21 protein-coding genes and 1 tRNA gene are annotated in these 23,149 nt (G+C 67.3%); 7 read left to right on the plus strand and 15 right to left on the minus strand.

Going from position 1 to position 23,149, the window contains the following annotated elements:
- Positions 1–10 precede the first annotated feature (10 nt).
- From holA to FHT02_RS11635, 4 genes are read right to left on the minus strand one after another with little or no spacing between them, the layout of a single operon-like run.
- Complete coding sequence (gene holA, locus FHT02_RS11620; RefSeq protein ID WP_184087708.1) at positions 11–1,033, minus strand: DNA polymerase III subunit delta; 1,023 nt, start codon at positions 1,031–1,033, stop codon at positions 11–13.
- On the minus strand, positions 1,030–1,527 hold the full coding sequence (gene lptE, locus FHT02_RS11625; protein ID WP_184087710.1) for an LPS assembly lipoprotein LptE: 498 nt from the start codon (positions 1,525–1,527) through the stop codon (positions 1,030–1,032). The genes holA and lptE overlap by 4 nt, the downstream gene beginning before the upstream one ends.
- A complete protein-coding gene (gene leuS / locus FHT02_RS11630; RefSeq protein WP_184087712.1) occupies positions 1,524–4,031 on the minus strand; it encodes a leucine--tRNA ligase in 2,508 nt (835 codons plus the stop codon). The genes lptE and leuS overlap by 4 nt, the downstream gene beginning before the upstream one ends.
- 15 nt (positions 4,032–4,046) lie before the next feature.
- Positions 4,047–4,481, minus strand: coding sequence for a DUF3576 domain-containing protein (locus FHT02_RS11635; RefSeq protein ID WP_184087714.1), 435 nt, complete (start codon positions 4,479–4,481; stop codon positions 4,047–4,049).
- A 236-nt stretch (positions 4,482–4,717) separates the two neighbouring features.
- On the opposite strand from FHT02_RS11635, the gene FHT02_RS11640 reads away from it, so the two are divergent.
- The gene (locus FHT02_RS11640; RefSeq protein WP_184087716.1) at positions 4,718–5,449 is read left to right on the plus strand and encodes a hypothetical protein; all 732 of its coding nucleotides are present in this window, start codon (positions 4,718–4,720) and stop codon (positions 5,447–5,449) included.
- Between the two features lie 156 nt (positions 5,450–5,605).
- On the opposite strand, the gene FHT02_RS11645 is transcribed toward FHT02_RS11640, so the two are convergent.
- Positions 5,606–6,160: a thiamine phosphate synthase gene (locus tag FHT02_RS11645; protein WP_246352364.1), complete on the minus strand. Its 555-nt coding sequence runs from the start codon at positions 6,158–6,160 to the stop codon at positions 5,606–5,608.
- Between FHT02_RS11645 and FHT02_RS11650 the strand changes: the two genes are divergently transcribed.
- Positions 6,159–6,827 carry a YggS family pyridoxal phosphate-dependent enzyme gene (locus tag FHT02_RS11650; RefSeq protein ID WP_184087718.1) on the plus strand — a complete coding sequence of 223 codons (669 nt, stop codon included), beginning with the start codon at positions 6,159–6,161 and terminating at the stop codon, positions 6,825–6,827. The genes FHT02_RS11645 and FHT02_RS11650 overlap by 2 nt on opposite strands.
- Positions 6,824–7,486, plus strand: coding sequence for an HAD family hydrolase (locus FHT02_RS11655; protein WP_184087720.1), 663 nt, complete (start codon positions 6,824–6,826; stop codon positions 7,484–7,486). Before FHT02_RS11650 ends, FHT02_RS11655 begins: the two co-directional genes overlap by 4 nt.
- A gap of 130 nt (positions 7,487–7,616) precedes the next feature.
- Here FHT02_RS11655 and ribA read toward each other — a convergent pair whose 3' ends face one another.
- The 4 genes from ribA to FHT02_RS11675 form a co-directional block, all read right to left on the minus strand.
- Complete coding sequence (ribA, locus tag FHT02_RS11660; protein ID WP_184087721.1) at positions 7,617–8,672, minus strand: GTP cyclohydrolase II; 1,056 nt, start codon at positions 8,670–8,672, stop codon at positions 7,617–7,619.
- Positions 8,669–9,451 (minus strand): exodeoxyribonuclease III, encoded by a 783-nt coding sequence (locus FHT02_RS11665; RefSeq protein WP_184087723.1) that lies wholly within the window; start codon positions 9,449–9,451, stop codon positions 8,669–8,671. Before FHT02_RS11665 ends, ribA begins: the two co-directional genes overlap by 4 nt.
- Before the next feature lie 300 nt (positions 9,452–9,751).
- Positions 9,752–10,354, minus strand: a complete 603-nt coding sequence (locus tag FHT02_RS11670) for a LolA family protein (protein WP_343056927.1) — start codon at positions 10,352–10,354, stop codon at positions 9,752–9,754.
- An 88-nt stretch (positions 10,355–10,442) separates the two neighbouring features.
- Complete coding sequence (locus FHT02_RS11675) at positions 10,443–12,803, minus strand: DNA translocase FtsK (RefSeq protein ID WP_184087725.1); 2,361 nt, start codon at positions 12,801–12,803, stop codon at positions 10,443–10,445.
- Positions 12,804–12,922: 119 nt separating this feature from the next.
- Here FHT02_RS11675 and FHT02_RS11680 point away from each other — a divergent pair, with 119 nt between their 5' ends.
- Entirely contained in the window at positions 12,923–14,140 is a 1,218-nt protein-coding gene (locus FHT02_RS11680; protein ID WP_184087727.1) for a UbiH/UbiF/VisC/COQ6 family ubiquinone biosynthesis hydroxylase, read from the plus strand.
- 94 nt (positions 14,141–14,234) lie between these two features.
- Here the strand turns inward: FHT02_RS11680 and FHT02_RS11685 are convergent, their stop codons facing one another.
- The 3 genes from FHT02_RS11685 to FHT02_RS11695 are packed head-to-tail and all read right to left on the minus strand — an operon-like array spanning position 14,235 to position 15,894.
- The gene (locus tag FHT02_RS11685) at positions 14,235–14,405 is read right to left on the minus strand and encodes a Trm112 family protein (RefSeq protein WP_184087729.1); all 171 of its coding nucleotides are present in this window, start codon (positions 14,403–14,405) and stop codon (positions 14,235–14,237) included.
- On the minus strand, positions 14,402–15,010 hold the full coding sequence (locus FHT02_RS11690; RefSeq protein ID WP_184087730.1) for an LON peptidase substrate-binding domain-containing protein: 609 nt from the start codon (positions 15,008–15,010) through the stop codon (positions 14,402–14,404). Before FHT02_RS11690 ends, FHT02_RS11685 begins: the two co-directional genes overlap by 4 nt.
- Positions 15,007–15,894 carry a tetratricopeptide repeat protein gene (locus FHT02_RS11695; protein WP_184087971.1) on the minus strand — a complete coding sequence of 296 codons (888 nt, stop codon included), beginning with the start codon at positions 15,892–15,894 and terminating at the stop codon, positions 15,007–15,009. The genes FHT02_RS11690 and FHT02_RS11695 overlap by 4 nt, the downstream gene beginning before the upstream one ends.
- Positions 15,895–16,080: 186 nt before the next feature.
- Between FHT02_RS11695 and FHT02_RS11700 the strand changes: the two genes are divergently transcribed.
- Positions 16,081–16,155, plus strand: a tRNA-Gly gene (locus FHT02_RS11700).
- Positions 16,156–16,423: 268 nt separating this feature from the next.
- Here FHT02_RS11700 and FHT02_RS11705 read toward each other — a convergent pair.
- Positions 16,424–20,083 carry a PAS domain S-box protein gene (locus FHT02_RS11705; RefSeq protein ID WP_184087732.1) on the minus strand — a complete coding sequence of 1,220 codons (3,660 nt, stop codon included), beginning with the start codon at positions 20,081–20,083 and terminating at the stop codon, positions 16,424–16,426.
- Positions 20,084–20,303: 220 nt separating this feature from the next.
- Between FHT02_RS11705 and FHT02_RS11710 the strand changes: the two genes are divergently transcribed.
- Positions 20,304–20,693: a DUF2147 domain-containing protein gene (locus FHT02_RS11710; RefSeq protein WP_184087734.1), complete on the plus strand. Its 390-nt coding sequence runs from the start codon at positions 20,304–20,306 to the stop codon at positions 20,691–20,693.
- Positions 20,694–20,713: 20 nt separating this feature from the next.
- The gene (locus tag FHT02_RS11715) at positions 20,714–21,526 is read left to right on the plus strand and encodes a DUF72 domain-containing protein (protein WP_184087736.1); all 813 of its coding nucleotides are present in this window, start codon (positions 20,714–20,716) and stop codon (positions 21,524–21,526) included.
- On the opposite strand, the gene FHT02_RS11720 is transcribed toward FHT02_RS11715, so the two are convergent.
- Both FHT02_RS11720 and FHT02_RS11725 read right to left on the minus strand, forming a co-directional pair.
- Positions 21,503–22,711 (minus strand): FAD-dependent oxidoreductase, encoded by a 1,209-nt coding sequence (locus tag FHT02_RS11720; RefSeq protein ID WP_343056928.1) that lies wholly within the window; start codon positions 22,709–22,711, stop codon positions 21,503–21,505. The two genes, FHT02_RS11715 and FHT02_RS11720, sit on opposite strands and share 24 nt — an antisense overlap.
- A complete protein-coding gene (locus tag FHT02_RS11725) occupies positions 22,690–23,145 on the minus strand; it encodes a hypothetical protein (protein ID WP_184087738.1) in 456 nt (151 codons plus the stop codon). The genes FHT02_RS11720 and FHT02_RS11725 overlap by 22 nt, the downstream gene beginning before the upstream one ends.
- Positions 23,146–23,149: the final 4 nt, after the last annotated feature.

A 23,149-nucleotide genomic window follows, 5' to 3' on the forward strand; every position in this document is an offset into this window, starting at 1 on the left:
CGGCGGGGGCTCAGCCCCGCGCGCGCGCCGCTTGGCGAGCAATCGCGGTGCATTCCGCCTCGGCCAGGACATCGCCGGCGCTGCCGCCGTGCATCACGCCGCGCTCTGCTTCGCGCACGCGTTCGATCGCGCGAGCGATTTGCGGCGCGCTCCAGCGGCGCAGCGCCCGCGCGGTGGAAGCTTTCTCCTTGAAGAACACGCGATGCTTTTCAAGCACTTCATCCACCGCCAGTCCGCGATCCATGTCGGCGCGCAGTTCGGCGAGCGTCATGAATCGCCGCACGAGCTGACGCAGCAACGGGATCACCGATCCACCGCCCTGCACCAGCCGGCCGATCTCCACGCCCAGCTCGGTCACGCGCCCGTCCAGCACAGCGTCGATCGCATGGAACAACTCGACCTCGCCCAGATCGGCGCCGATCGCGTCCAGCGCGTCGCCATCGGCCTCGCGCGGGTGTTCGGGTTCGGCGTCGAGATACAGCGCCAGTTTCTCGATCTCACGCGCCAGGATCGCGCGGTCGCCCCCGCTTGCGCTCGCAAGCCGCTGGGGCACGTCGCCGGTCAGCCGCAGCCCCTGCGCTCTCGCCAGATCGGAGGCGAGGCGGACCGCATCCATGCCTTCGGGCACATAGCAGGCAAAGGAGAGGGCGTTCTGCGCGGCAACGATCATCTTCACCAGCTTGCCGCTGGCCTTCAGACCTGGCCCGATCGCCACCACGGGGTTGCCGGCCTGTTCGGCCTTGAGCAGCAGAGACACCGCCTCGCCACCGGCTTCTTCGAGCCCGGATATGCGGACATAGCGGGCGTCGCCGAACAGCGACAGCGACGCGGCCTCATCAGCCAGCCGCCCGGGCTGCTCGCGCAATGCCTTCATGTCCAGGTCGATGCGCTCGGCTCCTTGCCCAAGCGCCTTGCCCAGACGGTCGGCGAGCTCGGCTGCACCGGCTTCGTCCGGACCGTGGAACAGAAACAGGCGGATGTCAGGCTTGGGCTTGTCGACTGCGGCGCGAATCTGCGCCGCATTGGCCTTCATTGCGGTGCTGGAGTGGCGTTGGCGTACCGCGCCACCCGGCCGACGATCTGGTCTGCGACGATGCCCGACAGCCGCTCCAGCGCGGTGCGCTCGGCGGCGATCGTTGCATATTCGGACCCGACGACGTCGATGCCAGCGTCCGATCCCGCGGTCGCATCCAGCACCACCGTGCCGTTGTTCAAATCCACCAGCTGATAGCGCGCGCGCAGCGTCAGCCGCTCACGCGTGACGCTGTCGTCGCGGCGAACGCCAAGCCCGGCAATCCGGTCGTCCAGCCGTACCTCGAGCCGGTACCGTGCCGCGGCGTTCTCTCCCGCGTTCAGCCGATCGCGCAGGGCGTTGGACATCAGCCAGCCCGACTGCCCCTCGATCGGAGCAACCTGTATCGATGCGAGCACCGACTGTACCGGGCCTGCCGCCCCACCGCCATATAGCGGCCGCAGCCCGCAACCGGAGAGCGCCAGCGCACCTGCGAGGAGCAGCAGCGCCTTCATGCGACGATATTCACGAGACGGTCGGGCACGACGATCACCTTTCTCGGAGCGTTGCCTTCGAGCGCGCGAACGATCTTCTCGGCGCCGAGTGCCGCCGCCTCGACCTGATCCTTGGGCGCACCCTTGGGCATCACCAGCGTGTCGCGCAGCTTGCCATTAACCTGAACCGCGATGGTGACTTCGTCATCGACCAGCAGGGCAGGGTCCACCTCGGGCCAGGGGGCGTCGGCGATCAGCCCTTCGCCGCCCATCTCCGCCCAGGCCTGCTCGGCGATGTGCGGCACCATTGGCGCCACAACCCGCACCAGCGTGCGGATGGCGGTGTTGCGCGATGCGGACGGCTGCGCCCGCTCGATCGCGTTGGTAAGCTCATAAAGCTTGGCCACCGCCTTGTTGAAGGTCAGCGCGTCGATGTCCTCGGCGACGCCCGCGATCGTGCGGTGCAGCCTTCGGTCGAGATCCTTGTCCTCGCCCTGCGCATCTTCCAGCCCGTCGAACAGCCGCCACAGCCGCTGCACGAAGCGCCACGCGCCTTCGATGCCGTTCTCGCTCCACTCCAGATCGCGCTCGGGCGGCGAATCCGACAGCATGAACCAGCGCACTGCGTCCGCGCCATATTGGTCGACGATCGGCTCCGGATCGACCGTGTTCTTCTTGGACTTGGACATCTTTTCGATGCGGCCCAACGTCACGATGTCCCCGCTGGCGATCTCGACTGCGCCGGCGCTATCCTTACGGATTTCCTCGGGCGAGAGCCAGCGCCCGTCGAGCGACTTGTACGTTTCGTGCGTCACCATTCCCTGCGTGAACAGCCCGGCGAACGGTTCGGCCACATCGATTTTGCCGATATGCTGGAGAGCGCGGGTGAAGAAGCGCGCGTAGAGCAGGTGCAGGATCGCATGCTCGACCCCGCCGATATACTGGCCGACCGGCAGCCATTGCTCGGCCACGGCCTTGTCGAACGGCTGATCGCTCGGCTGGCTGGCAAAGCGGAGGAAGTACCAGGACGAATCGACAAAGGTATCGAGCGTGTCGGTCTCGCGCCGCGCCGGGCTGCCGCACTTCGGGCAGTCGACTTGCTTCCAGGTCGGATGCCGGTCCAGCGGATTACCGGGAATGTCGAAGCTGACGTCCTCGGGCAGCACCACCGGCAGCTGGTCCTTCGGCACGCCCACCGGGCCGCAGCTTTCGCAATGGATGATCGGGATCGGCGTGCCCCAATAACGCTGACGGCTGACGCCCCAGTCACGCAGGCGCCACACCGTCGTGCCGGTACCCCAGCCGCCCGCTTCGGCGCGGCGAATGACCTCGCGTTTCGCGTCGGCGATGTCGAGCCCGTCGAGGAAGTGCGAGTTCACGATAGTGCCCGGGCCGGTATAGGCCTCGGTGCCGTGGAACTCGGGCGCGGTTTGGGAGCCCTCGGAGACCACGCGCCGGATCGGCAGCTGGTATTTGGTTGCGAACTCGAAGTCGCGCTGATCATGCGCCGGCACGCCGAACACCGCGCCGGTGCCGTAATCCATCAGCACGAAGTTCGCGATATAGACCGGAAGCTCCCAGCTGGCATCCAGCGGATGCGTAGCCCGGATGCCGGTATCGAAGCCCAGCTTTTCCTGCGTCTCCAGCTCGGCCGCGGTGGTGCCGCCCTGCTTGCAGCGCTCAATGAACGCCTGCACTTCGGGATTGTCGGTCGCAAGCGACTGCGCGATCGGGTGATCCGCCGCGACCGCGACGAAGCTCGACCCGAACATCGTATCGGGCCTTGTAGTGAACACCTCGACTTCGCCGCCATCTGACAGCTTGAAGCGGAACTGCAGCCCCTCGGACTTGCCGATCCAGTTCTCCTGCATCAGCTTGACCTTGTCGGGCCAATGCTCGAGCCCGCGCACGCCGTCGAGCAGTTCGTCGGCGAACTGTGTGATCTTGAGGAACCACTGGCTGAGCTTCTTGCGCTCCACCAATGCGCCCGAACGCCAGCCGCGGCCGTCGATCACCTGCTCGTTGGCCAGCACGGTCATGTCGACCGGATCCCAATTGACCGCGCTTTCCTTGCGATAGACCAGCCCGGCTTCGAGCAGATCGAGGAACAGCGCCTGCTCGTGGCCATAATAATCGGGCTCGCAGGTCGCGATCTCGCGCGTCCAATCGAGCGCGAAGCCCAGGCGCTTCAACTGCGCCTTCATCGTCGCGATGTTGGCGCGCGTCCAGCTGCCGGGATGGACCTTGCGCTCCATTGCCGCATTCTCGGCGGGCATCCCGAACGCGTCCCACCCCATCGGGTGGAGCACTTCATGCCCAGTCATCCGCCGGTAGCGCGCCAGCACGTCGCCCATCGTGTAGTTGCGGACATGCCCCATATGGATGCGCCCCGAAGGATAGGGGAACATCTCGAGCACGAAGGACTTGGGCTTGGGCGAATCGTCGCGCGCGGCGAAGGTGCGGTTGTCGTCCCACGCCTTCTGCCACGCGGCGTCTGCCTTCAGCGGATTGAAACGCGACGCCATGCTATTGCCGTTGGATCAGTTGGCGACGGCGGCGCGGCGCAGGTCGCGGGCGCGGGTGAGAATTACGTCTTCCAGCTTCTGCACGGTGGCGGCCTGAACTGGCGCGGCGACCCACTGGCCGTTGCGGTTCACTTCGCGCAGCGCTGCGACCCGCACCGCATCGGCGCGCAGATCCTGGTCGAGCACGGTCACGGTGACCTTCATCCGCTCGGTCTGCACGTTGGGATTGATGTACCAGTCGGTGACGATCACGCCCCCATTGGAGTCGGTCTGGAGCAGCGGCATGAAGCTCAGCGTGTCGAGGCTCGCACGCCATAGATAGGAGTTCACGCCGATGGTGGTGACTCGCGACGCGGCCAGGTCGGCGCTCGGACGGTCGTTCCCGCCGCCGCACGCAGTGATCGAAAAAGCGAGCGACCCTAGGATCGCAGTGCGCAACAGGCGGTTCATCGACACATTCCTACAGGCAGATAGATAGGCAAGCTGCATCTATAGTGGCGCATGTGGCGGTAGCAAGGCGGCTGAGCCGCGCCGGCCGCAGCGCAACCCTGTGCCGAACGACCGCGAATCTGTGGGGATCGGGCAACACTGGCACGAAAATTGTCAGACACATGCAAGACTGCCCTCGACCCAGTGGAACCTCGATCCCACTTCATGGTAGGGCGAGTGCATAAGAGGGGTAGATCATGCGACGGCCAGGGTGGAAATCGGCAGTGGGACTGGGAGTGCTGTGCGCTCTTGGCGCCGCATTGTCGCCCGCCCTGCATGCGCAGGACCGTGCCGGCGATGACCGCCGCGTTGCGCCGCGACAGGCGTTCACGCCGCGCGGTGGCCTCGGCACTTTCACGCCGGCAGCCGCCGATCCCAAGCTCGCCGCCATCCTCGCACGCAGCGGCATGCCCGAAGCGGGCTTCCGCTTCACGCCATCTGAGGCTCGCACCGGCACTCGCCGCGGCGTGACCGTGGCGGTGCGCGCGCGCAGGACGGGTACGGTCCGCCTGGAGCGTGAGGAATTCGCCGCCGCCGCGCCGGCCGCGGTCAGCCTGGCACCGATCGGGTACAACCTTGGCGTCTCGGTCGGCTGGAAGCGCTTCGCCGTGTCGGGCGACGTCACCAAGGTCGAACTGGTCCACCAGCCCGGCAGCCGCGAGCGCGCAAATCTCGGTCTGAGCTACAGCGGCAAGCGCGCTTCGGGCCGGGTACAGGCCACTGCCGACCGTCCGCTCGATGGAACGCCGGTGCTGATCGGCGACAAGCCGAGCTATTCGATGGACCTGGGCGGTTCCTACTCGCTGACTCGCAACCTCGATGTGACCGCCGGCGTGCGGTACAAGAGCGAGCGTGACCGCCTGCCCAAGCTCAGCGACGATCGCCGCGACAGCCAGGCGGTCTATGTGGGCACCGCCTTCCGCTTCTAAGGCGCGGAGCCGCTTCAAGCCGATGCTAGCCTAAGCCCACTCGCTCCGGCGAAGGCCGAACCGCGATTGCCACGCGGTGGCGACTGCGGTTGTCCTCTCAAGCTTCGTTGCAGCGCGGCCCTGCCTCAGCCCGGGAACGGGGTAAAATCAACCCGCCTATCCAGCCCAGGCATCAATCCCAGCCCAACCATATACCCCCAAACCACGCAGCCGCCGCGCGCGCCCCTCGTCCATTCCGCCCAGGGCGATCACCGGCACGGCCACCCCGCGCATCAGCATTCCCAGCCGCACTGGCCTCAACGTTGTCGCCCCGGGATGCGACCGCGTGGCAAACACCGGCGACACGAATAACAGGTCGGCGCCGGTGCGCAGCCCGGCCACCACCTCGTCCGGCGAATGCGCCGCCCGGCTGTACCAGCCCCGCACTCGCCGTCGGGTCCCATGCGTGCCATCCTCCCAACGTCCCAGCCGCTGCTCGCCCGCACGCAGCAGCACCAGTCCGCGCCGCCGGGCCACCTTCGCCACGCGCGCGAACAGCGCCCGCCGCTCGGCCAGCGGCAGGCGATAGTGCCGGAACACCACGCCGCTGCCGTGCGGCAGCCGCTCCAGCGCCACCCACAAGCGCGCGCCCATGCGCTCGTCGGTCATCAGCCAGAGCCGGGGCGGGGAGGGGTGGCGGGCACGCATTCGCCTGCCTATAGCGCACCCCATGCTCACAGACGACGCCAGCCAGCGCCTCACTCAGGTGCGCGACGACATCGCGCACGCCGCACGCATCGCCGACCGTAAGCCAGAGGCGGTGACGCTGATCGCGGTCTCGAAGACCCACGACGCCGACGCCATCCGCCCGCTCATCGCAGCGGGCCAGCGCGTGTTCGGCGAGAATCGCGTGCAGGAGGCTGAGGCAAAATGGCCCGCGCTGCGCGAGGAAACGCCGGGCATCGAGCTGCATCTGGTCGGCCAGCTTCAATCCAATAAGGCAGAGGAGGCCGTCACGCTGTTCGACGCGATCCACTCGGTCGACCGCGAATCGCTGGTCACCGCGCTTGCCAAGGCGATGGACAAGCAAGGTCGGCGGCCGGCCTGTTTCCTTCAGGTGAATATTGGCGACGAACCGCAAAAGGGCGGGTGCCCGGTGGCGGAGCTGCCCAAGCTGATCGAACAGGCGCGCGCTGCCGACCTGCCTCTGGCCGGGCTGATGTGCGTGCCGCCGCTCGAGGTGGAACCCGCCCCTTATTTCGCGCTGCTCGCCAAGCTGGCGCGCGACCATGGCCCGGGCGGGCTCAGCATGGGCATGTCGAGCGACTTTCCCACGGCCGTGACCATCGGCGCCACCCATGTCCGGGTTGGCTCTGCCCTGTTTGGAGCCCGCGCATGAAGTTCGACGCCATCATCTTCGACTTCGACGGCGTGCTGCTGGAAAGCGAAGCCGCCGGCAACCGCCAGATCGCAGCCTATCTCAGCAGCATCGGCCACCCCACCACCCCTGAAGAATCGATGGCCAATTTCATGGGCCTGTCGGGCAGCGCGTTCCTTGGCGCCGTCGAGCAGTGGATCGGCCGTCCGATCCCCGACAGCTTCCATGAGGCACGGCGCGCCGAAGACCACCGCGTGCTGGAAGAAGGCCTGCCCGAGGTCGCCGGCGCGATCCGCTTCCTGCACGATTTGCCGGCCGATCTGCCCCGCGCCATTGCTTCGTCGAGCAGCACCGTGTGGATCAGCCGCCACCTAGAGCATCTCGGCGTGCGCGACCTGTTCGGCAACCAGATTTTCAGCGGTCACGAGCATGTCGAGCGCGGCAAGCCCGCGCCGGACATCTACCTTCATGCCGCACAGGCACTGGGCGTCGACATCGCCCGCTGCGTGATCCTGGAGGATTCCCCCGTCGGCGCAACCGGCGCCGTCGCCTCGGGCGCACACGTCATTGGCATGTGCGCCGCCACGCACTGTGCCCCCGGCCACGCGGGCCGCCTTCGCGCGCTGGGTGTCCAGGACATCGCCACCAGCTTCGACGATGTGCGCCGCCTGATCTTCTAACTCCGACAAGATACCAGCCAGTTCCTCGGCGAAAGCCGGGGCCCAGCCGCCTAGTCGTGGCAAGGCGGCCTGCCGCTTCAAGCTTCGTTGCAGCTGGGCCCCGGCCTTCGCCGGGGAACTCCGAAACCACCTACAACTGGTGTCCGGTCCGATCCCGCTTCGTCGCCAAATACCGTTCGTTATGCGGGTTGGGCGGCAGCTTGTGTTCCACCCGCTCGCGCACCGTGACGCCTGAGGCTTCGAGCGCCGCCACCTTGTCCGGATTGTTCGTCAACAATCGCACCACCGGCTGCCCCAGCAGCGTCAGCATTCGCCCCGCGATTGCGAAGTTGCGCGCGTCCACCGCGAACCCCAGCCGGGTGTTGGCATCGACCGTGTCGAAACCCTGATCCTGCAGCGCATAAGCGCGCAGTTTGTTGATCAGCCCGATTCCGCGCCCTTCCTGGCGCAGATAGAGCAGAACGCCCCATCCGCTCGCTTGAATCGCGGCAATGGCGGCGCGCAGTTGCGGCCCGCAATCGCATTTCAGGCTGCCGAGCACATCACCGGTCAGGCACTCGCTGTGCAGCCGCACCAGCGGCGGCGTACCGTCAGGCTGGCCGATCACCAGCGCGACATGCTCGCCGGGCATCTCGTCGGTGCGGAACGCGACAATCTCGGTATCCTCGGCGCCTTCCACCGGCAGCCGCGCGCGTCCGACGATGCGCAGGCGGTCCGCATCCTCATGCGCGTCGATGTCGCTCGGCGTGATCGCTTCGGCATCCTCCTGCGCCAGCACGAAGAACGCCGGCAACAGTCCCGCCACGCGCGCGAGGCGCAGCGCGGCGGCGGACGCTTCGCTCGCCACGTTCGGCATCGCCCGGAACGGACCCTTCAGCGGTGTCGCGAGGTCGAGCTGCGGGTCGGCCAGCGCAGTACCGGTATCGAAATCCAGCCATGGCACGCGCTCGACCAGCACCGCCCCGTCGGGCGTCGCCGCGTCGCGCTGGTTGGCCAGCTTCAGCGTCGCCGCACGTCCGGCCGACAACAGCACCGGCGCCCGTCCCTCGGGATCGAACGCGTTCAGCCGCTCGGCGTCGGCGGTTTCGATCGCCAGCAGCTTGAGGGTGCCGTCACGCCCACGGATCGCCACCGGCCAGCCGCGCCGTAGCGCGTCGACCGCCTGTGCTGCCGCCCGCGCGCTCAAAAGGCGAACTCGGTGATGAGCGGCACATGGTCCGATGGCTTTAGCCAGTCGCGGCACGGTTCGCACACCTTGTGTGCCACGGCCTTGTCGGCGACTTCGCGGCTCGCCCACATATGGTCGAGCCGCCGCCCGCGGTCGTTCGCATTGCGATCCTTCGAGCGATAGCTCCACCAGGTGAAGCAGCGCTCGGGCGCGGGAATGAAGCGCCGGCCCAGATCGACCCAGTCATGCGCCGCTTGCAACCGCCCCAGCGCCTCGACTTCGATTGGGGTATGGCTGACCACGCCGAGCAGCTGCTTGTGGCTCCACACGTCGCATTCCAGCGGCGCGATGTTGAAGTCGCCGGTCAGGATAGTGGGCGTGTCGAGGCTGGCCGACCAGTCAGTCATCCGCTGGACGAAGTCGAGCTTCTGCCCGAACTTCGGGTTTACCGCACGGTCCGGCACGTCGCCGCCGGCGGGCACATAGACATTCTCCAGCCGCACGCCGTTCGGCAGCTTTACGCCGACATGCCGCGCTTCCTGGTTCGCTTGCCAGTCGAGCCGATCGTCCTCGATTACCGGCACGCGGGCGATGATCGCCACGCCGTGGTGCATGCGCTGGCCATGTTTGATGATGTGATCGTAGCCCAGCGCGCGGAAAGCGTCCTCGGGGAAGTCGCCGTCGATCACCTTCGTCTCCTGCAGGCACAGGATATCGGGCGTCTCTTCGCGCAGGAATTGTTCGACGATGCCGATCCGGAAGCGGACCGAGTTGATGTTCCACGAAGCGATCTTCACGGCCGCGATGTAGCGTTTTTATCGGGCGGTGCCAGCCCGCTCCCCAAGCGGCTACCTAGCGGCAGGATCTTGTGGGTGGCCGGGGGCGAGCGGGCTGGCGCCCAGGCCAAGCGTGGCGCTTAAAAAAGGAAAGGCCCTCGCTCCGGGGGCAATGGAGCGAGGGCCGACCTAGCGTTCGTCACGCAGGCGGGAAATGAGTCGATCTCGAGCAACAGGGGGAAAATCCCGAGTACCGCCCCACATCCGCAAATATGCTTCTATGCCTGCGAACCTGTCGCCAGCATGAACAATATTCACGAATCAGCGATTACGCTGCCGTGGGTCGTTCCAGCGGAACGTTCCGTCAGAAACGGGGGCGTTGAAACGCTGGTTGGACAGCCGGATCGTCGTGCGGTTGTTCTGCGAATCGAGCGCCACCCACCCCTGCAGCATCAGCCCCGAAGGACCCGATGCGTTCTTCTGGAAGATCAGCGTGATCCGACCATATTCCGGATGCGCGCGGTCCTGCACCTCCACTGACACCACGCGCGGATCCCCGGTCGGCAGCACCTTGGCGAACTTCGCGATATCCTTTTTTGGATTGAGCAGCACGCCCAGCGGCGAACTCCCGATTGGCCAGCGTTCCACCTGCCGCACCTGGTAATCAATGAAGTACAGGCTACGCCCATCGGCGACGATCAGCTGCGGCACGCCCTTTTCATACTGGAAGCGGATCTTGCCCGGCTGCTTCAGGGTGAGCGTTCCGCCCAGCGTCCGCCCGGTGCGGTCGGTCTGCGCAAACGTCGCCGTCATGCTGCGCACCCCCTGAAGATGCTGCTGCACCTGGGCCAGCTCTCCCGCAGGCGCGGCGGCGATCAGCGCGGGCGCTGCGAGCAGGGTAAAGGCGAGGGGCCGTGCAAACACGATTCGATCTCCGACAAACTGGATGACACCACCTAGGCGGCGCGGCTTGAATGTCCCCTGAACCCGCGCCTGCCCCAAACGATCCGACTCAGTTCAGCGGGCGCCCATCGGTGTCCATCAGCACTTCGCGGCGACCGACATGGTCGGGGCGCGACACGAGTCCGTCCTTCTCCATCCGCTCGATCAGGCGGGCGGCCGAATTGTAGCCCACGCGCAGCTGGCGCTGGAGCCACGAGGTCGAAGCCTTCTGGCTCTCCGCCACCAGCTGGCAGGCGCGGCGGTACAGCTGTTCCTCAGGCGTGTCGTCGCCCTGCGGTCCGCCTTCCAGCGCAAAGCCGCCATCCTCGGGCTCTTCGGTGACCGCGCTGATGTAATCCGGCGTCCCCTGCGAGCGCCAGAAGTCCGACACCGCCTGCACTTCGTCGTCGCTGACAAACGGCCCGTGCACGCGCAGGATCTGCTTGCCGCCGGCCATGTACAGCATGTCGCCGCGGCCCAGCAGCTGCTCGGCACCCTGTTCGCCCAGGATGGTGCGCGAATCGATCTTCGAGGTGACATGGAAGCTGATACGGGTCGGCAAATTGGCCTTGATCACGCCGGTGATGACGTCGACCGAAGGGCGCTGCGTCGCCATGATCAGGTGGATGCCGGCGGCGCGCGCCTTCTGCGCCAGCCGCTGGATCAGGAATTCGACTTCCTTGCCCGCCGTCATCATCAGGTCGGCCAGCTCGTCGACGATCACCACGATCAGCGGCAGCGGCTGAAGGTCGAGCGTTTCCTCCTCATAGATCGGGCGCCCGGTGTCGGGATCATATCCGGTCTGCACCTTGCGGCCGAGCTGCTGGCCCTTGGCCTTGGCCGCGCGCACCTTGTCGTTGAAGCTGGCGAGACTGCGGACATTGACGCTCGCCATCATGCGATAGCGGTCCTCCATCTGCTCCACTGCCCATTTGAGCGCGCGCACCGCCTTGGGCGGATCGGTGACGACGTCGGCCAGCAGGTGGGGGATATCCTTGTACATGCTGAGTTCGAGCATCTTGGGATCGATCATGATCATCCGGCACTGGTCCGGGGTCAGCCGGTACAGCAGCGACAGGATCATGCAGTTCAGGCCCACCGACTTGCCCGAACCGGTGGTACCCGCGACCAGGAGATGCGGCATCGGCGCCAGGTCGGCGATCACCGGCTCGCCGGCGATGTTCTTGCCCAGCACCAGCGGCAGGTTCGCGCCCTGATCTTCGAAGCTCTGGCTGCCGATCAGCTCGTGGAGGTTCACCCCTTCGCGCTTCACGTTTGGCAGCTCGATGCCGATCACGGTGCGTCCCGGGATCGTGGCGACGCGCGCGGAAATCGCGCTCATGTTGCGGGCGATGTCGTCGGCCAGCTGGATGACGCGGCTCGCCTTGATCCCGCTGACCGGCTCGAACTCGTACATGGTCACCACCGGGCCCGGGCGGACCTCGACCACCTGACCCCGTACATTGAAGTCGTCGAGCACGCTTTCCAGCAGCCGTGCATTGCGCTCCAGCGATGCCTTGTCGATGGTCGCGTGCTGGTTGGCCGGCCCCGGCTTCAACAGGTCGAGCGGCGGCAGCGTATAGCTGTCCTTGAAGTCCAGGCTGGTCTGCTCGGGCGCCAGCCGCGCCTTGGCCGGCGCGGGGGAGGTGCCGCGCTCGGCGATCACCGGCGCGGGACGGTTGTCGGGCACCACGACCTTGCGCGGCGCGCTCGGCTCCGCGGCGTCAAACAGCGCGCTGGCTTCCGGCAGTTCGGCCACATCCTGCATCGCCGCCCGCTGCTCGGGTCCCTTCAGCAGCCGCTGCTTGGCCGGGCCGGTCAAGCTGGGGAAGCGGATCGCCCGCTCGGGCAGCGTGAAGTCGAGCGAACGCCACCAGCAGAACAGCCCGCCGAGCGTCGCCGCCGCGCCGAGCACGCTCCCGGCCCAGAAAGAGACGCTGGGATTGCCGCCCAACCCGATCAGCCAGTCGACGAATCCAGCCACTGCCAGCCCGATGACTCCGCCCATGCCCGCCGGCAGCCGCCAGTCGATGCCCAGCCACCAGTCGATATGGATCAGCGTCAGCCCCGCCGCGATCAGGCACGCGCTCAGTGCGGCGCCCCGCAGCATGTGCGCCCACGCCCCCACCGGCCGGTCCAGCCACAGCCGGTTGGTGACGATGAAGCCCACTGGCATCACCAGCAGCACCGGCAGTCCCAGCAGCGAATAGAGCAGGTCGGAGGCCCACGCCCCGGTGCTGCCCAGCAGGTTGCGCGCCGGCCCGCCCGACGCGGTGTTCAGCGACGGGTCCTGCGCATGATAGCTCAGCATCGCGATCATCAGCGCCACCGTCGCCACGAACAGCACCGTGCCGCCGATCAGCGCGGTGCTGCGCAGCACGCCAGCCTTCATCGTGTCGCGCAACAACGGCGCTTGTGCCCGGGACGCCATCGCCCAGCCTCCAAATTGTCAGGGTTTGCCCGGATGATCGCGCAAAGGGACTCGCGCGTCAACTATGGACCTGTTTTGTACCGCTGGCTCCGCGTCGCGAACGGGGGTAGGGCGGGCATATGGACAGCGCGGACATTCTCATCCTCGGCGGCGGCTTGGTGGGGAGCGCGCTCGCGGTCGCGCTCGACGCCCATGGAATTTCCTCGATCGTGGTGGATCCGGCCGATCCCGATCTCATCCTCCAGGCTGGCTTTGACGGCCGCGCTTCGGCGATCGCCAGCGCGCCGATGCGCATGTTCGAAGCGATCGGCGTGGCCGAGCGGCTTGCGGGCAAGGGTTGCCCGATCCAGGGCATCCGCGTCAGCGACGGGCTGGAACCCGGCAAGCTCGACTTCGCGCCTGGCGAGGGCGAGGGCGCGGTCGGCACCATGTTCGAGAACCGCGTGCTGCGCACTTCCTTGCTGGAGGCCGCCCAGGCCGCGCGGCGCGCCGACATGCGCATGAAGACCCGCACGGTGTCGGTCGAACGCGGCGAATTTGGCGTCACCGCCACTCTCGATTCGGGTGCCACCGTACGCGCCCAGCTGCTGATCGCCGCCGAAGGCCGCAATTCGCCCATGCGCGAGGCTGCAGGCCTCAAGACCGCGCGCTGGACCTATGACCATGCCGCGATGATCGCGACGATGAACCATGCGCGCTCCCATGAGAATATCGCGTTCGAAATCTTCTATCCTGACGGCCCCTTCGCGATCCTGCCGCTGCCCGACAATGACGAAGGGCATCGTTCGGCGGTGGTGTGGACGGTGCAGGCAGGCGAGGCCGCGGGCTGGATGAAGATCAGCCAGCGCGGCTACCTCGCCGAAGTCGAGAAGCGCATGGGTGGCTTCCTCGGCCACCTCACGAACCTCTCGGCGCGCTCGAGCTACCCGCTCGGCTTCCACCACGCAGCCTGGATCACCGCCGAGCGCCTCGCGCTGGTGGGCGACGCTGCGCACGGCATCCACCCCATTGCCGGCCAAGGCGTCAATGTCGGCTTCCGCGACGTCGCGACGTTGGTCGAGGTGCTGGTCGACGGCAAGCGCCTGGGGCTCGACTTGGGCGACCCCCAGCTCCTCGCCCGCTATCAGCGCTGGCGCGGGCTCGACACTTTCATGGTCGCCGCTGCCACCGACGGCCTCACGCGACTGTTCGGCATCCCGGGCAAGACCGCGGCAAACGTCCGCCGCTTCGGCCTGTCGGCGGTCGACAAGCTGCCGATGCTGAAAAACTGGTTCATGGCCGAAGCCCGCGGCGAAAGCGGCGACGTGCCCAAGCTGCTGCAGGGTTTGACGGTCTAAGGACCTCCCCGCCGCGGGGCGGGGGACCGCGCCCGTCGGGCGTGGTAGAGGGGGAGCGCCACAAGCGGATCGTTGTAAATCGCGCGCTGCGCGCTCAGTCGACTTTCCGCCCCGCTTCGATCAGCAACACCGGCACCCCGTCGCGCACCGGATACGCAATCCCGGCTTCATCCGACACCAGTTCCTGGCGCGCTTCATCATAGCGCAGCTTCGTTCGCGTTGCGGGGCACACCAGCCGCTCGAGCAGCCACGGATCGATGCTCATTGCAGTGTCGCCCGGTCCTCGCCGTGCCGGCCAAAGAACTGCATCAGCTGCACCGCCAGCTCCGCCCGCTCGCCCAGCGAATCGCTCTGTAGCAACGCTTGTTTCGACGCAGCGTCGAACGGCGCGATCTGGGCGATGCCATTCACCAGCGATTCGTCGTCCAGCCGCGTCACCGCTTCCCAATCCACGGCATAGCCCAGCACATCGGCAAAGCGCCGTGCCTCGATCTCCAGCGACGCCCGCTCGCCCAGCGACAGCGTCTCGCTCTCGCCGACTTTCTCCAGCTCGGCCTCGACCTGGCGGAACGGGGTGGTCACCTCAAGCTCGCGCAGCACGGTGAAGCGCGCCAGCCCTTCCAGCACGATGTCGAACCGGCCGTCCTCCAGCGCCTCCACTTCGGCGATGCGCCCGACACAACCCATCGCGAACAAGGGCGGCTTGTCGCCCCCGCCGCGCGGCTGGATCATGCCGATGCGGCGGTCCCGGGCGAGCGCGTCGGACACCATCGCACGGTAGCGCGGCTCGAAGATGTGAAGCGGCAAGTGCATTCGCGGCAACAGCAGCGCGCCTGCCAGCGGAAACACCGAAAGGCGCGTGGCCGTCATCCGAACAGGATCGCCGACAGTTTCCGGCGCTGCGCCGAGACCCACGGATCCTCCAGCCCGACCGCTTCGAACAGCTTGAGCAGCCGCTGCCGCGCCGCACCTTCGTTCCACGCTTTGTCTTCGCGGATCATCTCCAGCAGGGTGCTCGCGGCCTCGTCGCGGTCGCTCGCCATCAGCGCGCCGGCCAGGTCATAGCGCGCTTCCATGTCACCGCCCGCCGCCCGCGCGCGAAGCTCGCCCAGATCGTCGACCGGCGTGGCTTCCTGCGCCAGGCTCAGCGCCGCCCGCGCACCGGCCAGTTCGGGCGCCTTCGCGGCGTCGTCGGACAGTGCGTCCAGCGCGGCCTGCGCTTCCTCGATGCGCCCCAGCGCGATCAGCGCGCGCACCCGCCCGGCAGCGACCACCGGGTGCCCGGGCGCCATGTCCTCGATCTGCTCGAAAACCGACAGCGCGCGCTCGGCATCGCCCTCTGCCAGCACTTGCTCGCCCATCGCGATCAGCGGCTCCAGCTCGGCTTGGGCCTCTGCTTCCTCGCTGGCCACGGGCAGCTGGCGCAGGATCTGGTCCAGCATCGTGCGCAGCTGCGATTCGGTGCGTGCGCTGGTTAGATCCGCGACCAGCTGCCCCTGGAACATCGCATACACGGTCGGGATCGAGCGTACTTGGAATTGCGCGGCGATGAACTGGTTCTTGTCGACATCGACCTTGGCCAGCTTGACGCCCTTGGCCGCATATTCGTCGGCGACCTTTTCCAGCACCGGGCCCAGCGCCTTGCACGGCCCGCACCATTCCGCCCAGAAATCGATGATCACCAGGCTGGTCATCGACGGTTCGACGATGTCGCGGCGGAAAGCGTCGACGGCTTCCTTTTCGGCGGGGCTCATTCCAAGCGTGGCCAAGGGGCACTCCTAAGCGGCAAAACAGGTTGGGCCGCTATGTGGGCGTTTCGCCCGCATGCGCCAAGCTTTTTCGGGAAAAGTCGAAAAAGGGGTTGCGCGTCCTAAAGGCCGCCGCTAGTGGACGCGCCTCACCCAGCCCAAGCGCTTCGGCGCAGCGGGCAGAACGCCAGAGCGGGCGTAGCTCAGGGGTAGAGCACGACCTTGCCAAGGTCGGGGTCGAGGGTTCGAATCCCTTCGCCCGCTCCAGCGTACCGCGAACCGTATCGGGTTCGCAGGGCCGCACACCAAGCCTTGAAAACCGAAGTCGTTGAGCGGCATGTGCACGCTTGCACGTCGTGGCTCGGGATTGTGATTGCGCCGGCTGCCGGGCTTTTTCAACGAACAAGCTGCCATCGTCCGCAACGCACGCCGCAAGCGTCCGTGCGGCAGGAGCCGCAGCTCCCATGCAATGATGGCAGCACGTTCGCGACAGCGCCTCCAGCATGGCGCGCAAGCCACACCGGCACCCTTGGGATCAGGCGCGCTGTGCCTCGATGATCGTGCGGATACGGCCGGCGAGCGCATCGATCGCGAACGGCTTGGTGATCATCTCCATTCCGGGCTCCAGAAAGCCGTTCGCGATGGTCGCATTCTCGGCATAGCCCGTCATGAATAGGATTTTGAGGTCGGGGCGCCGTTCACGCGCGGCGTCGGCGAGCTGACGGCCGTTCAGCCCGGGCAGGCCGATGTCGGTGACGAGAAGGTCGATGCGCAAACTGGAATGCAGCAGCTTCAGCCCGGACGGACCGTCGACCGCTTCGATCGCGCGGTAGCCCAGTTCTTCGAGCACATCGACGACCAGCGCGCGGACGGCGGTCTCGTCCTCGACGACCAGCACCACTTCGCCATGTCCGGCGCGGTGCTCGTCGGCAAGCGCGGTGGCCTGATCTTCCGCCTCCTCGCCCTCGCCATAATAGCGCGGCAGATACAGCTTGAAAGTCGTGCCCTTGCCCACCTCCGAATAGATCTTCGCGAACCCTTCCGATTGGCGCGCAAAGCCATAGATCATCGACAGGCCAAGCCCGGTGCCCTGACCGATCGGCTTGGTGGTGAAGAACGGCTCGAACACCTTCTGGATCGTGTCTTGCGTCATGCCGAAGCCGGTGTCGGTTACGCAGATGCAGATATACTGCCCGGGCCTCACGTCCCGTTCCTGGGCCGAATAGGCGTCGTCGAGATGCGCATTGCACGTTTCTATCGTCAGCGTGCCTCCCTCGGGCATGGCGTCACGCGCGTTGATCGCCAGATTGAGGATCGCGCTTTCCAGCTGGTGCGGATCGCACAGCGTCTGCCACAGCCCACCGGCGGTCACCATTTCCAACCGGATGGCCTCGCCGATCGTTCGCCGCAGCAGCTCCTCCATCCCGGTGACGAGCCGATTGGCATTGACTGGCTTGGGATCGAGCGGCTGACGGCGCGAAAACGCAAGCAAGCGGTGCGTGAGCGCCGCGGCGCGGTTGGCCGATGTGATCGCGGCCGTCGCGTACCGCTCCAGCGCCTCGGTCTCGCCGCGTGCGATCCGCCGCTGCATCATGTCCAAGGAGCCGATGATGCCGGTCAACAGGTTGTTGAAATCATGAGCGATCCCACCGGTCAGCTGCCCCACTGCCTCCATCTTCTGCGCCTGGCGGAGCTGCTCTTGGGCTTGTTCAAGCTCGCCCCGCGCCTTTCGCTCGGCTTCCATGTCGCGCGCGACCGCGTGAATGAAGCTTTGGTCCGGAACCGCGGTCCAGGACAGCGACCGGTAGGAACCGTCCTTGTGCTGGTAGCGGTTCTCGAAGCGAAGGGTTGGCAATCCCTCGCTCAGCCTTGCCGTTTGGGCAAGCGTGCTTTCCCGGTCCTCGGGATGCACCAGGTCGATAAAGCGGCGCCCGATCAGATCGTCCTCGCTCCACCCGAGCAGCGTCGTCCAGGCGGGATTGATCGCGGTGATCGTCGCGTCGAACCGGGCGACCAGCATCAGATCCGTCGACAGACGCCACATCCGGTCGCGCTCCGCGGTGCGCTCGGCGACCTGTGTTTCAAGGCTTTCGTTCAACCGGCGCAGTGCTTCCTGCGCGTGCTTCTGCTCGGTGGTGTCGATCAGGACGATGATCGCCCCGGCCAGTTTGCCGTCGTCGGCGCCAAGCGGCACGCCGCTGACGCGCACCCATTTGTCGCCATCGGCCGTGCGGTACAGGAATTCCGTGCCGCCCGTCGCTTCACCCCGCAGGGCGCGCGCGCCAGGATAGGCGTCGCGGGACAAAGGCGCGCCACGCTCGTCCCAGCCCGTCCAGCGGGGGTCCGGGTCGGCAAGGCGCGAGGGCAGGACGCCGTCGGGCAGGAAGCGGCGATAGGCCGGGTTGGACAGCAGCACGTCGCCGGCGGGTGTGAGGAAACACACGCCGACCGGAAGACTCTCGATCAGCGTCGCTAGGCGCGTGCGCTCCTCCGAAAGCCGTATCTGACTTTCGCGCAGGCGCTCTTCGGCGTCCTTGCGCTGCGTGATGTCGATCGAGGATCCGACCAGACCCACAACGGCGCCCTGCGCGTCGCGAAACGGCGCCTTGGTCGAAAGCCAGGTGGCGCGGCTGCCGTCCGGACGGCTGACGGATTCCTCCAGCACCTCCGGGCGGTTTTCCGCCATGACGCGCGCATCATTGGCCATGACCGCTTCCGCCTGTGCCGCGTCGGCTAGGAATTCGGCGTCGGTTCGTCCGATGATTGCCGCCAGCGGCTTGCCGACCAGGTCCACCGTTCCGCGATTGGCGGCGAGCATCCGCCCTGCTTGATCCTTGGCATAGACCACACCGGGCACGGCCTCCATGACTGCTTCCAGCAGCACATTGGCGCGGCGGAGCGCGTCTTCAGCGGCCCGCCGCTCGTCGATGTCGATGACCGACCCGATATAGCCCAGGAACGCGCCGTCCGCGCCGAACCGCGGACTGGCTGCGTCGATCGCCCAGCGATAGGTTCCGTCGGCCCGGCGCAGCCGGTACTCGGCGCGGAATGGCGCATGTGCCGCGTTGGCTTCCACGAACATGCGCTCGGCTGCCGGCTTGTCCTCCGGGTGCGTCGCATCGAGCCAGCCAAAGCCCAGCGCTTCGGCTTCGCGCTGCCCGGTGAACGCATACCAGCTGCGGTTCAGATAGGTGCACGACCCGTCCGGTTCGGTCATCCACATCATCACGGGCGCATTATCGGCCATGTTGCGGAAGCGCGCTTCACTGGCGACGAGTTCGGCGCGGGTGCGGGCAAGCTCGTCGGTCTGCTCGCGCGCGCCCGTCTCGTTGCGCGCGATCTTCAGGAATCCGATCAGCCGGTCGTCGGCCATGACGATCGGGTGCGTCGATCCGTTCATGAACACGCACGATCCGTCGGCGCGGACATGCCACCGGACATCGGGCGCGCACCCGGCGGCCCGGGCTTTTGCGATCTCTTCGGCGGGCACACCGGCGGCCCGGTCCTCGGGCGTGAAGATGTCGTCGATCAGCCGTCCGAGCGCCTCCTGCTCCGACCATTCGAACGTCGCCTGCGCGCCGGCCGACCAGCTGGTGATGCGGCGCTGCTCGTCGGTGGTGATGATCGCGTAGTCCCGCGCGCTGTCCAGAACGAGGCGGAGGCGCTGTTCGCTGGCGGACGCGGCTTCGAAGCGCGCCTCGCGGTTCGCCACCGCGCGCCGCATTTCCAAGTGCGCCATGACTTGCCGGGCCAGCACCCGCAACGTTTCCTGCTGCAATGCGGTCAGCTGGCGCGGATGATGGTCCAGCACGCACAACGTGCCGATCGGCACTCCCTCCTGGGTCTTCAGCAGTGCGCCGGCATAGAAGCGAAGGTGCGGTTCGCCGGCGACAAGCGGGTTCCGCTCGAACCGCGGGTCCTGGGCCGCGTCGGGAACCAGAAGGAAGTCGTCCTCCAGCAGCGCCTCGGCACAGAACAGGCCGTCGAGCGGCGTCCCGCGCACCCCCAGGCCGACCGCGGCCTTGAAGAACTGGCGGCCATCGCCGATCAGGTTGACGGCGGCGATCGGCGCTTCGCACAGCTTTGCCGCAAGTGCGGTGATCTCGTCGAAAGCGGCTTCGCGCGGTGTGTCCAGCACGTCGTAGCGCGCCAATGCAGCAAGCCGCTGCGTCGCGCTGTCGTTCAACTGGCTCATGTCGCTAGAATGTCCCTTTTCCAAGCCTGTATCCACCGGGCGGCCCGATTCGCCAACAGCGCGCTGCCGATTGCCTAGGCCCATTTGGCACGTGGAACATCCCTCGAACGCACCCGCGGCTGGTCCGGATCCGGGCGATGCGCTAGTCTGCGCCACGGGAGGTTCGAAGATGGTGCGTTTTCTTAAGTCCTTATGCCCGCTTTCGGAAAAGCGCGCTGCCATGATCGCACTGCTTCTCGCCCTCCTCGCCCCCGCGCCGCTCCAGGCCGCCCCGCCGGAGCTTTCGCAAACCGTCTGGCAGAACCCGCGCAACAGCGTCCATGTCCGGTTCGAGCCCTGCGGCGCGCAGCTGTGCGGCACCGTGATCTGGGCCAGCGACAAGGCCATTGCCGATGCCGCGCGCGGCTCCAGCCAGCCGCTGGTCGGCACCCGCATCTTCCGCGACTTCCGCCCTGCCCAGGCCGGCGTGTGGCGCGGTCGCGTCTATGTGCCCGACCTTGCCACGACCTTCAGCGGCCGCATCACGGTCGAGGGTGACCGCCTGATCGGCCGCGGCTGTCTGATCGCAGGGCTGGGCTGCAAGTCACAGACCTGGTCGCGCGTGCGCTGATCGCGCGCTATGTTGCGCCCATGACAAGCGGCAGCATCAGAATCGGCATCGGTGGCTGGACCTTCGAGCCATGGCGCGGCACCTTCTATCCACAAGGGCTGACGCAAAAGCGCGAGCTGGAATTTGCCAGCCGTCAGCTCACTGCGATCGAGATCAACGGCACCTATTATTCGACGTTCAAGCCCGCGACCTTCGCCGGCTGGGCCGCCACTGCGCCCGAAGGCTTCGTGTACACGGTCAAGGGCTCGCGCTTCTGCACCAACCGCAAGGTGCTGGCAGAGGCCGGCGAATCGGTCGTCCGCTTCGTGGGACAGGGGATCACCGAACTCGGCGACAAGCTCGGGCCGATCCTCTGGCAGTTCATGGCCACCAAGAAGTTCGACGCCCAGGATTTCGCCGCCTTCCTCGCTTTGCTTCCGCGCACGCAGGACGGCGTGCCGCTGCGCCACGCGGTGCAGGTCCGGCACGACAGCTTTCACGTTCCCGAATTCGTGGCGATGTGCCGCGAAGCCGGCGTCGCCATCGTGTATGCCGATTCGCCGCAATATCCCGCGCTCGCCGACATCACCGCCGACTTCGTCTACGCCCGGCTCGAAGCGGGTGAGGACGCCAACCCGCTCTGCTATCCCGAGGCCGACTTTCCCCGCTGGCGCGCCACCGCACATAGCTGGGCGCAGGGCGAACGCCCGGAGGGCCTGCCCTATGTCACGGCGGACACACCGCCCGCACGGCCGCGCGAAACCTTCCTGTTCTTCATCCATGGCGGCAAGGTCCGCGCGCCTGCCGCCGCGCAGGAACTGATCCGCCGTTTAGCCGAGCCCCAGCCGTTCTAACGGGCGCCCGATCAGCCCGCTGACCGTCGCCGCCTGGAGGCGTGGCACGGGCCACAGCCTCGACATCGGCCCCATCACGCGGTCGCGGACGAACGGCACCACGCGCCCGTCGGACTGATAGACGGGCGTCAGCAGCGCGCTCATCGCCTGATACAGGCGGATATGCCCGCGCCGCAGCGCCACGGTCCGCGCCAGCCCCGCCTCCACCGTGTTCGCCGCGCGCAGCGCCTTGGCCAGTGCCCAGGCGTCGAGCAGCGCCATGTTCGCGCCCTGGCCAAGCTGCGGGCTGGTCGAATGCCATGCATCGCCAAGGTGGATCAGCGCCGGCTCGACCGGGCGGCGCAACGTGCGATGGGCATAGCGGGCAAAGCTTAGCTGATCGGGGCTGGTGATCTGGTCGAGCAGCGGCGCGGTGGCGGGCCACAGCGCGGCGACCTCCCGCTTCCACGCTTCGATCCCCGCGTCGCGCCACGCGTCCAGCCGGTCGGCACGCATCGACCAGAACAGCGCCGCCTGCGCGCCGTCGCTGCCGGGGATCGAGCCCACCGGCAGCACGCCCGCCATCACGCTCGCGCGGCGATAGCGCTGCTGAAGCGCATGGGGGTCGAACCCCGGCTGCCAGCCCACGCTGGCCCACAGCGCGCCATAGGCAAGCCCCCGTCCCGCCGGCACCAGCGGGCTGCGTGCCCCCAGCGCATCGACCACCAGATCGAACGCTTGGGTCGTTCCTCCGGCGCAACGCAGCCGCCGCCGCGTTCCGTCGCGCTCGCTGCCCTCGACCGGGCAGCCGGTGCGGATCTCGATCCCGCGCGCCAACACCGCGTCGTGCAGCACCGTGAACAGCCCGGCGCGATGGATGCCCACGCCAAAGTGTTCGCCCTTCAGGGCTTTGTACCAGACGTCGAGCACCACGCGCCCGTTCGCCTCGCCCACCAGGCGGTCGACTCGCGCCCCGCGCGCCGCTGCCGCCCCGGCGAGCCCCAGCCGATCGAGCACCGCCAGGCCGGTGGGCTGCAGCAGCAATCCCGATCCCACGGGCCGGGGTGCGTCGAAACGGTCGAACAAAGTGACGGCATGCCCGTCGCCATGGAGCAGCAGCGCCGCGGCGAGCCCGGCCGGCCCGCATCCGGCAATCGCGATCGAGCAGGGCCGCACCGCTTGTTTCAGCCCAGCCGCGCCCGGCACGCCCGCAAACTCGACGCCTGCACCATTCCCCCAATCCCCGAGCCCATCAGGTATAAGGGGAGCAGTCTCCCCGCCATCCGCTCGCCGGTAAGCCCGATGCCGAACCCGTGCGCCCAATCTGCCGGGATCAGCAGCAAGGTGAGCGCCATTCCCACTACGCCCGCCACCGCGCTCATCGCCATGAACGCCTCATAATCGTCGCGGGTCAGCCGCCGCGCACTCCAGAACAGGATCGCCAGCACGCCCCCCAGCATCAGCTTGGCGGCGGGTGCCATGGTGTCGGCGACTTGCCAGGTGTCCGCGCCCCACCGCTTCAGCGTGAAACTGCCTTCGGGCATGTGTGCAAGGGCGATCAACAGGCTGGGCAGGAACACCGCCACGGCCCAGCCCGCCACCCATGCCGCCGCGCTGCATTTCAGATTTGCGCCCCCCATTGCC

It is taken from the genome of Sphingomonas xinjiangensis (assembly GCF_014199255.1).
Lineage (GTDB): Bacteria > Pseudomonadota > Alphaproteobacteria > Sphingomonadales > Sphingomonadaceae > Sphingomonas > Sphingomonas xinjiangensis.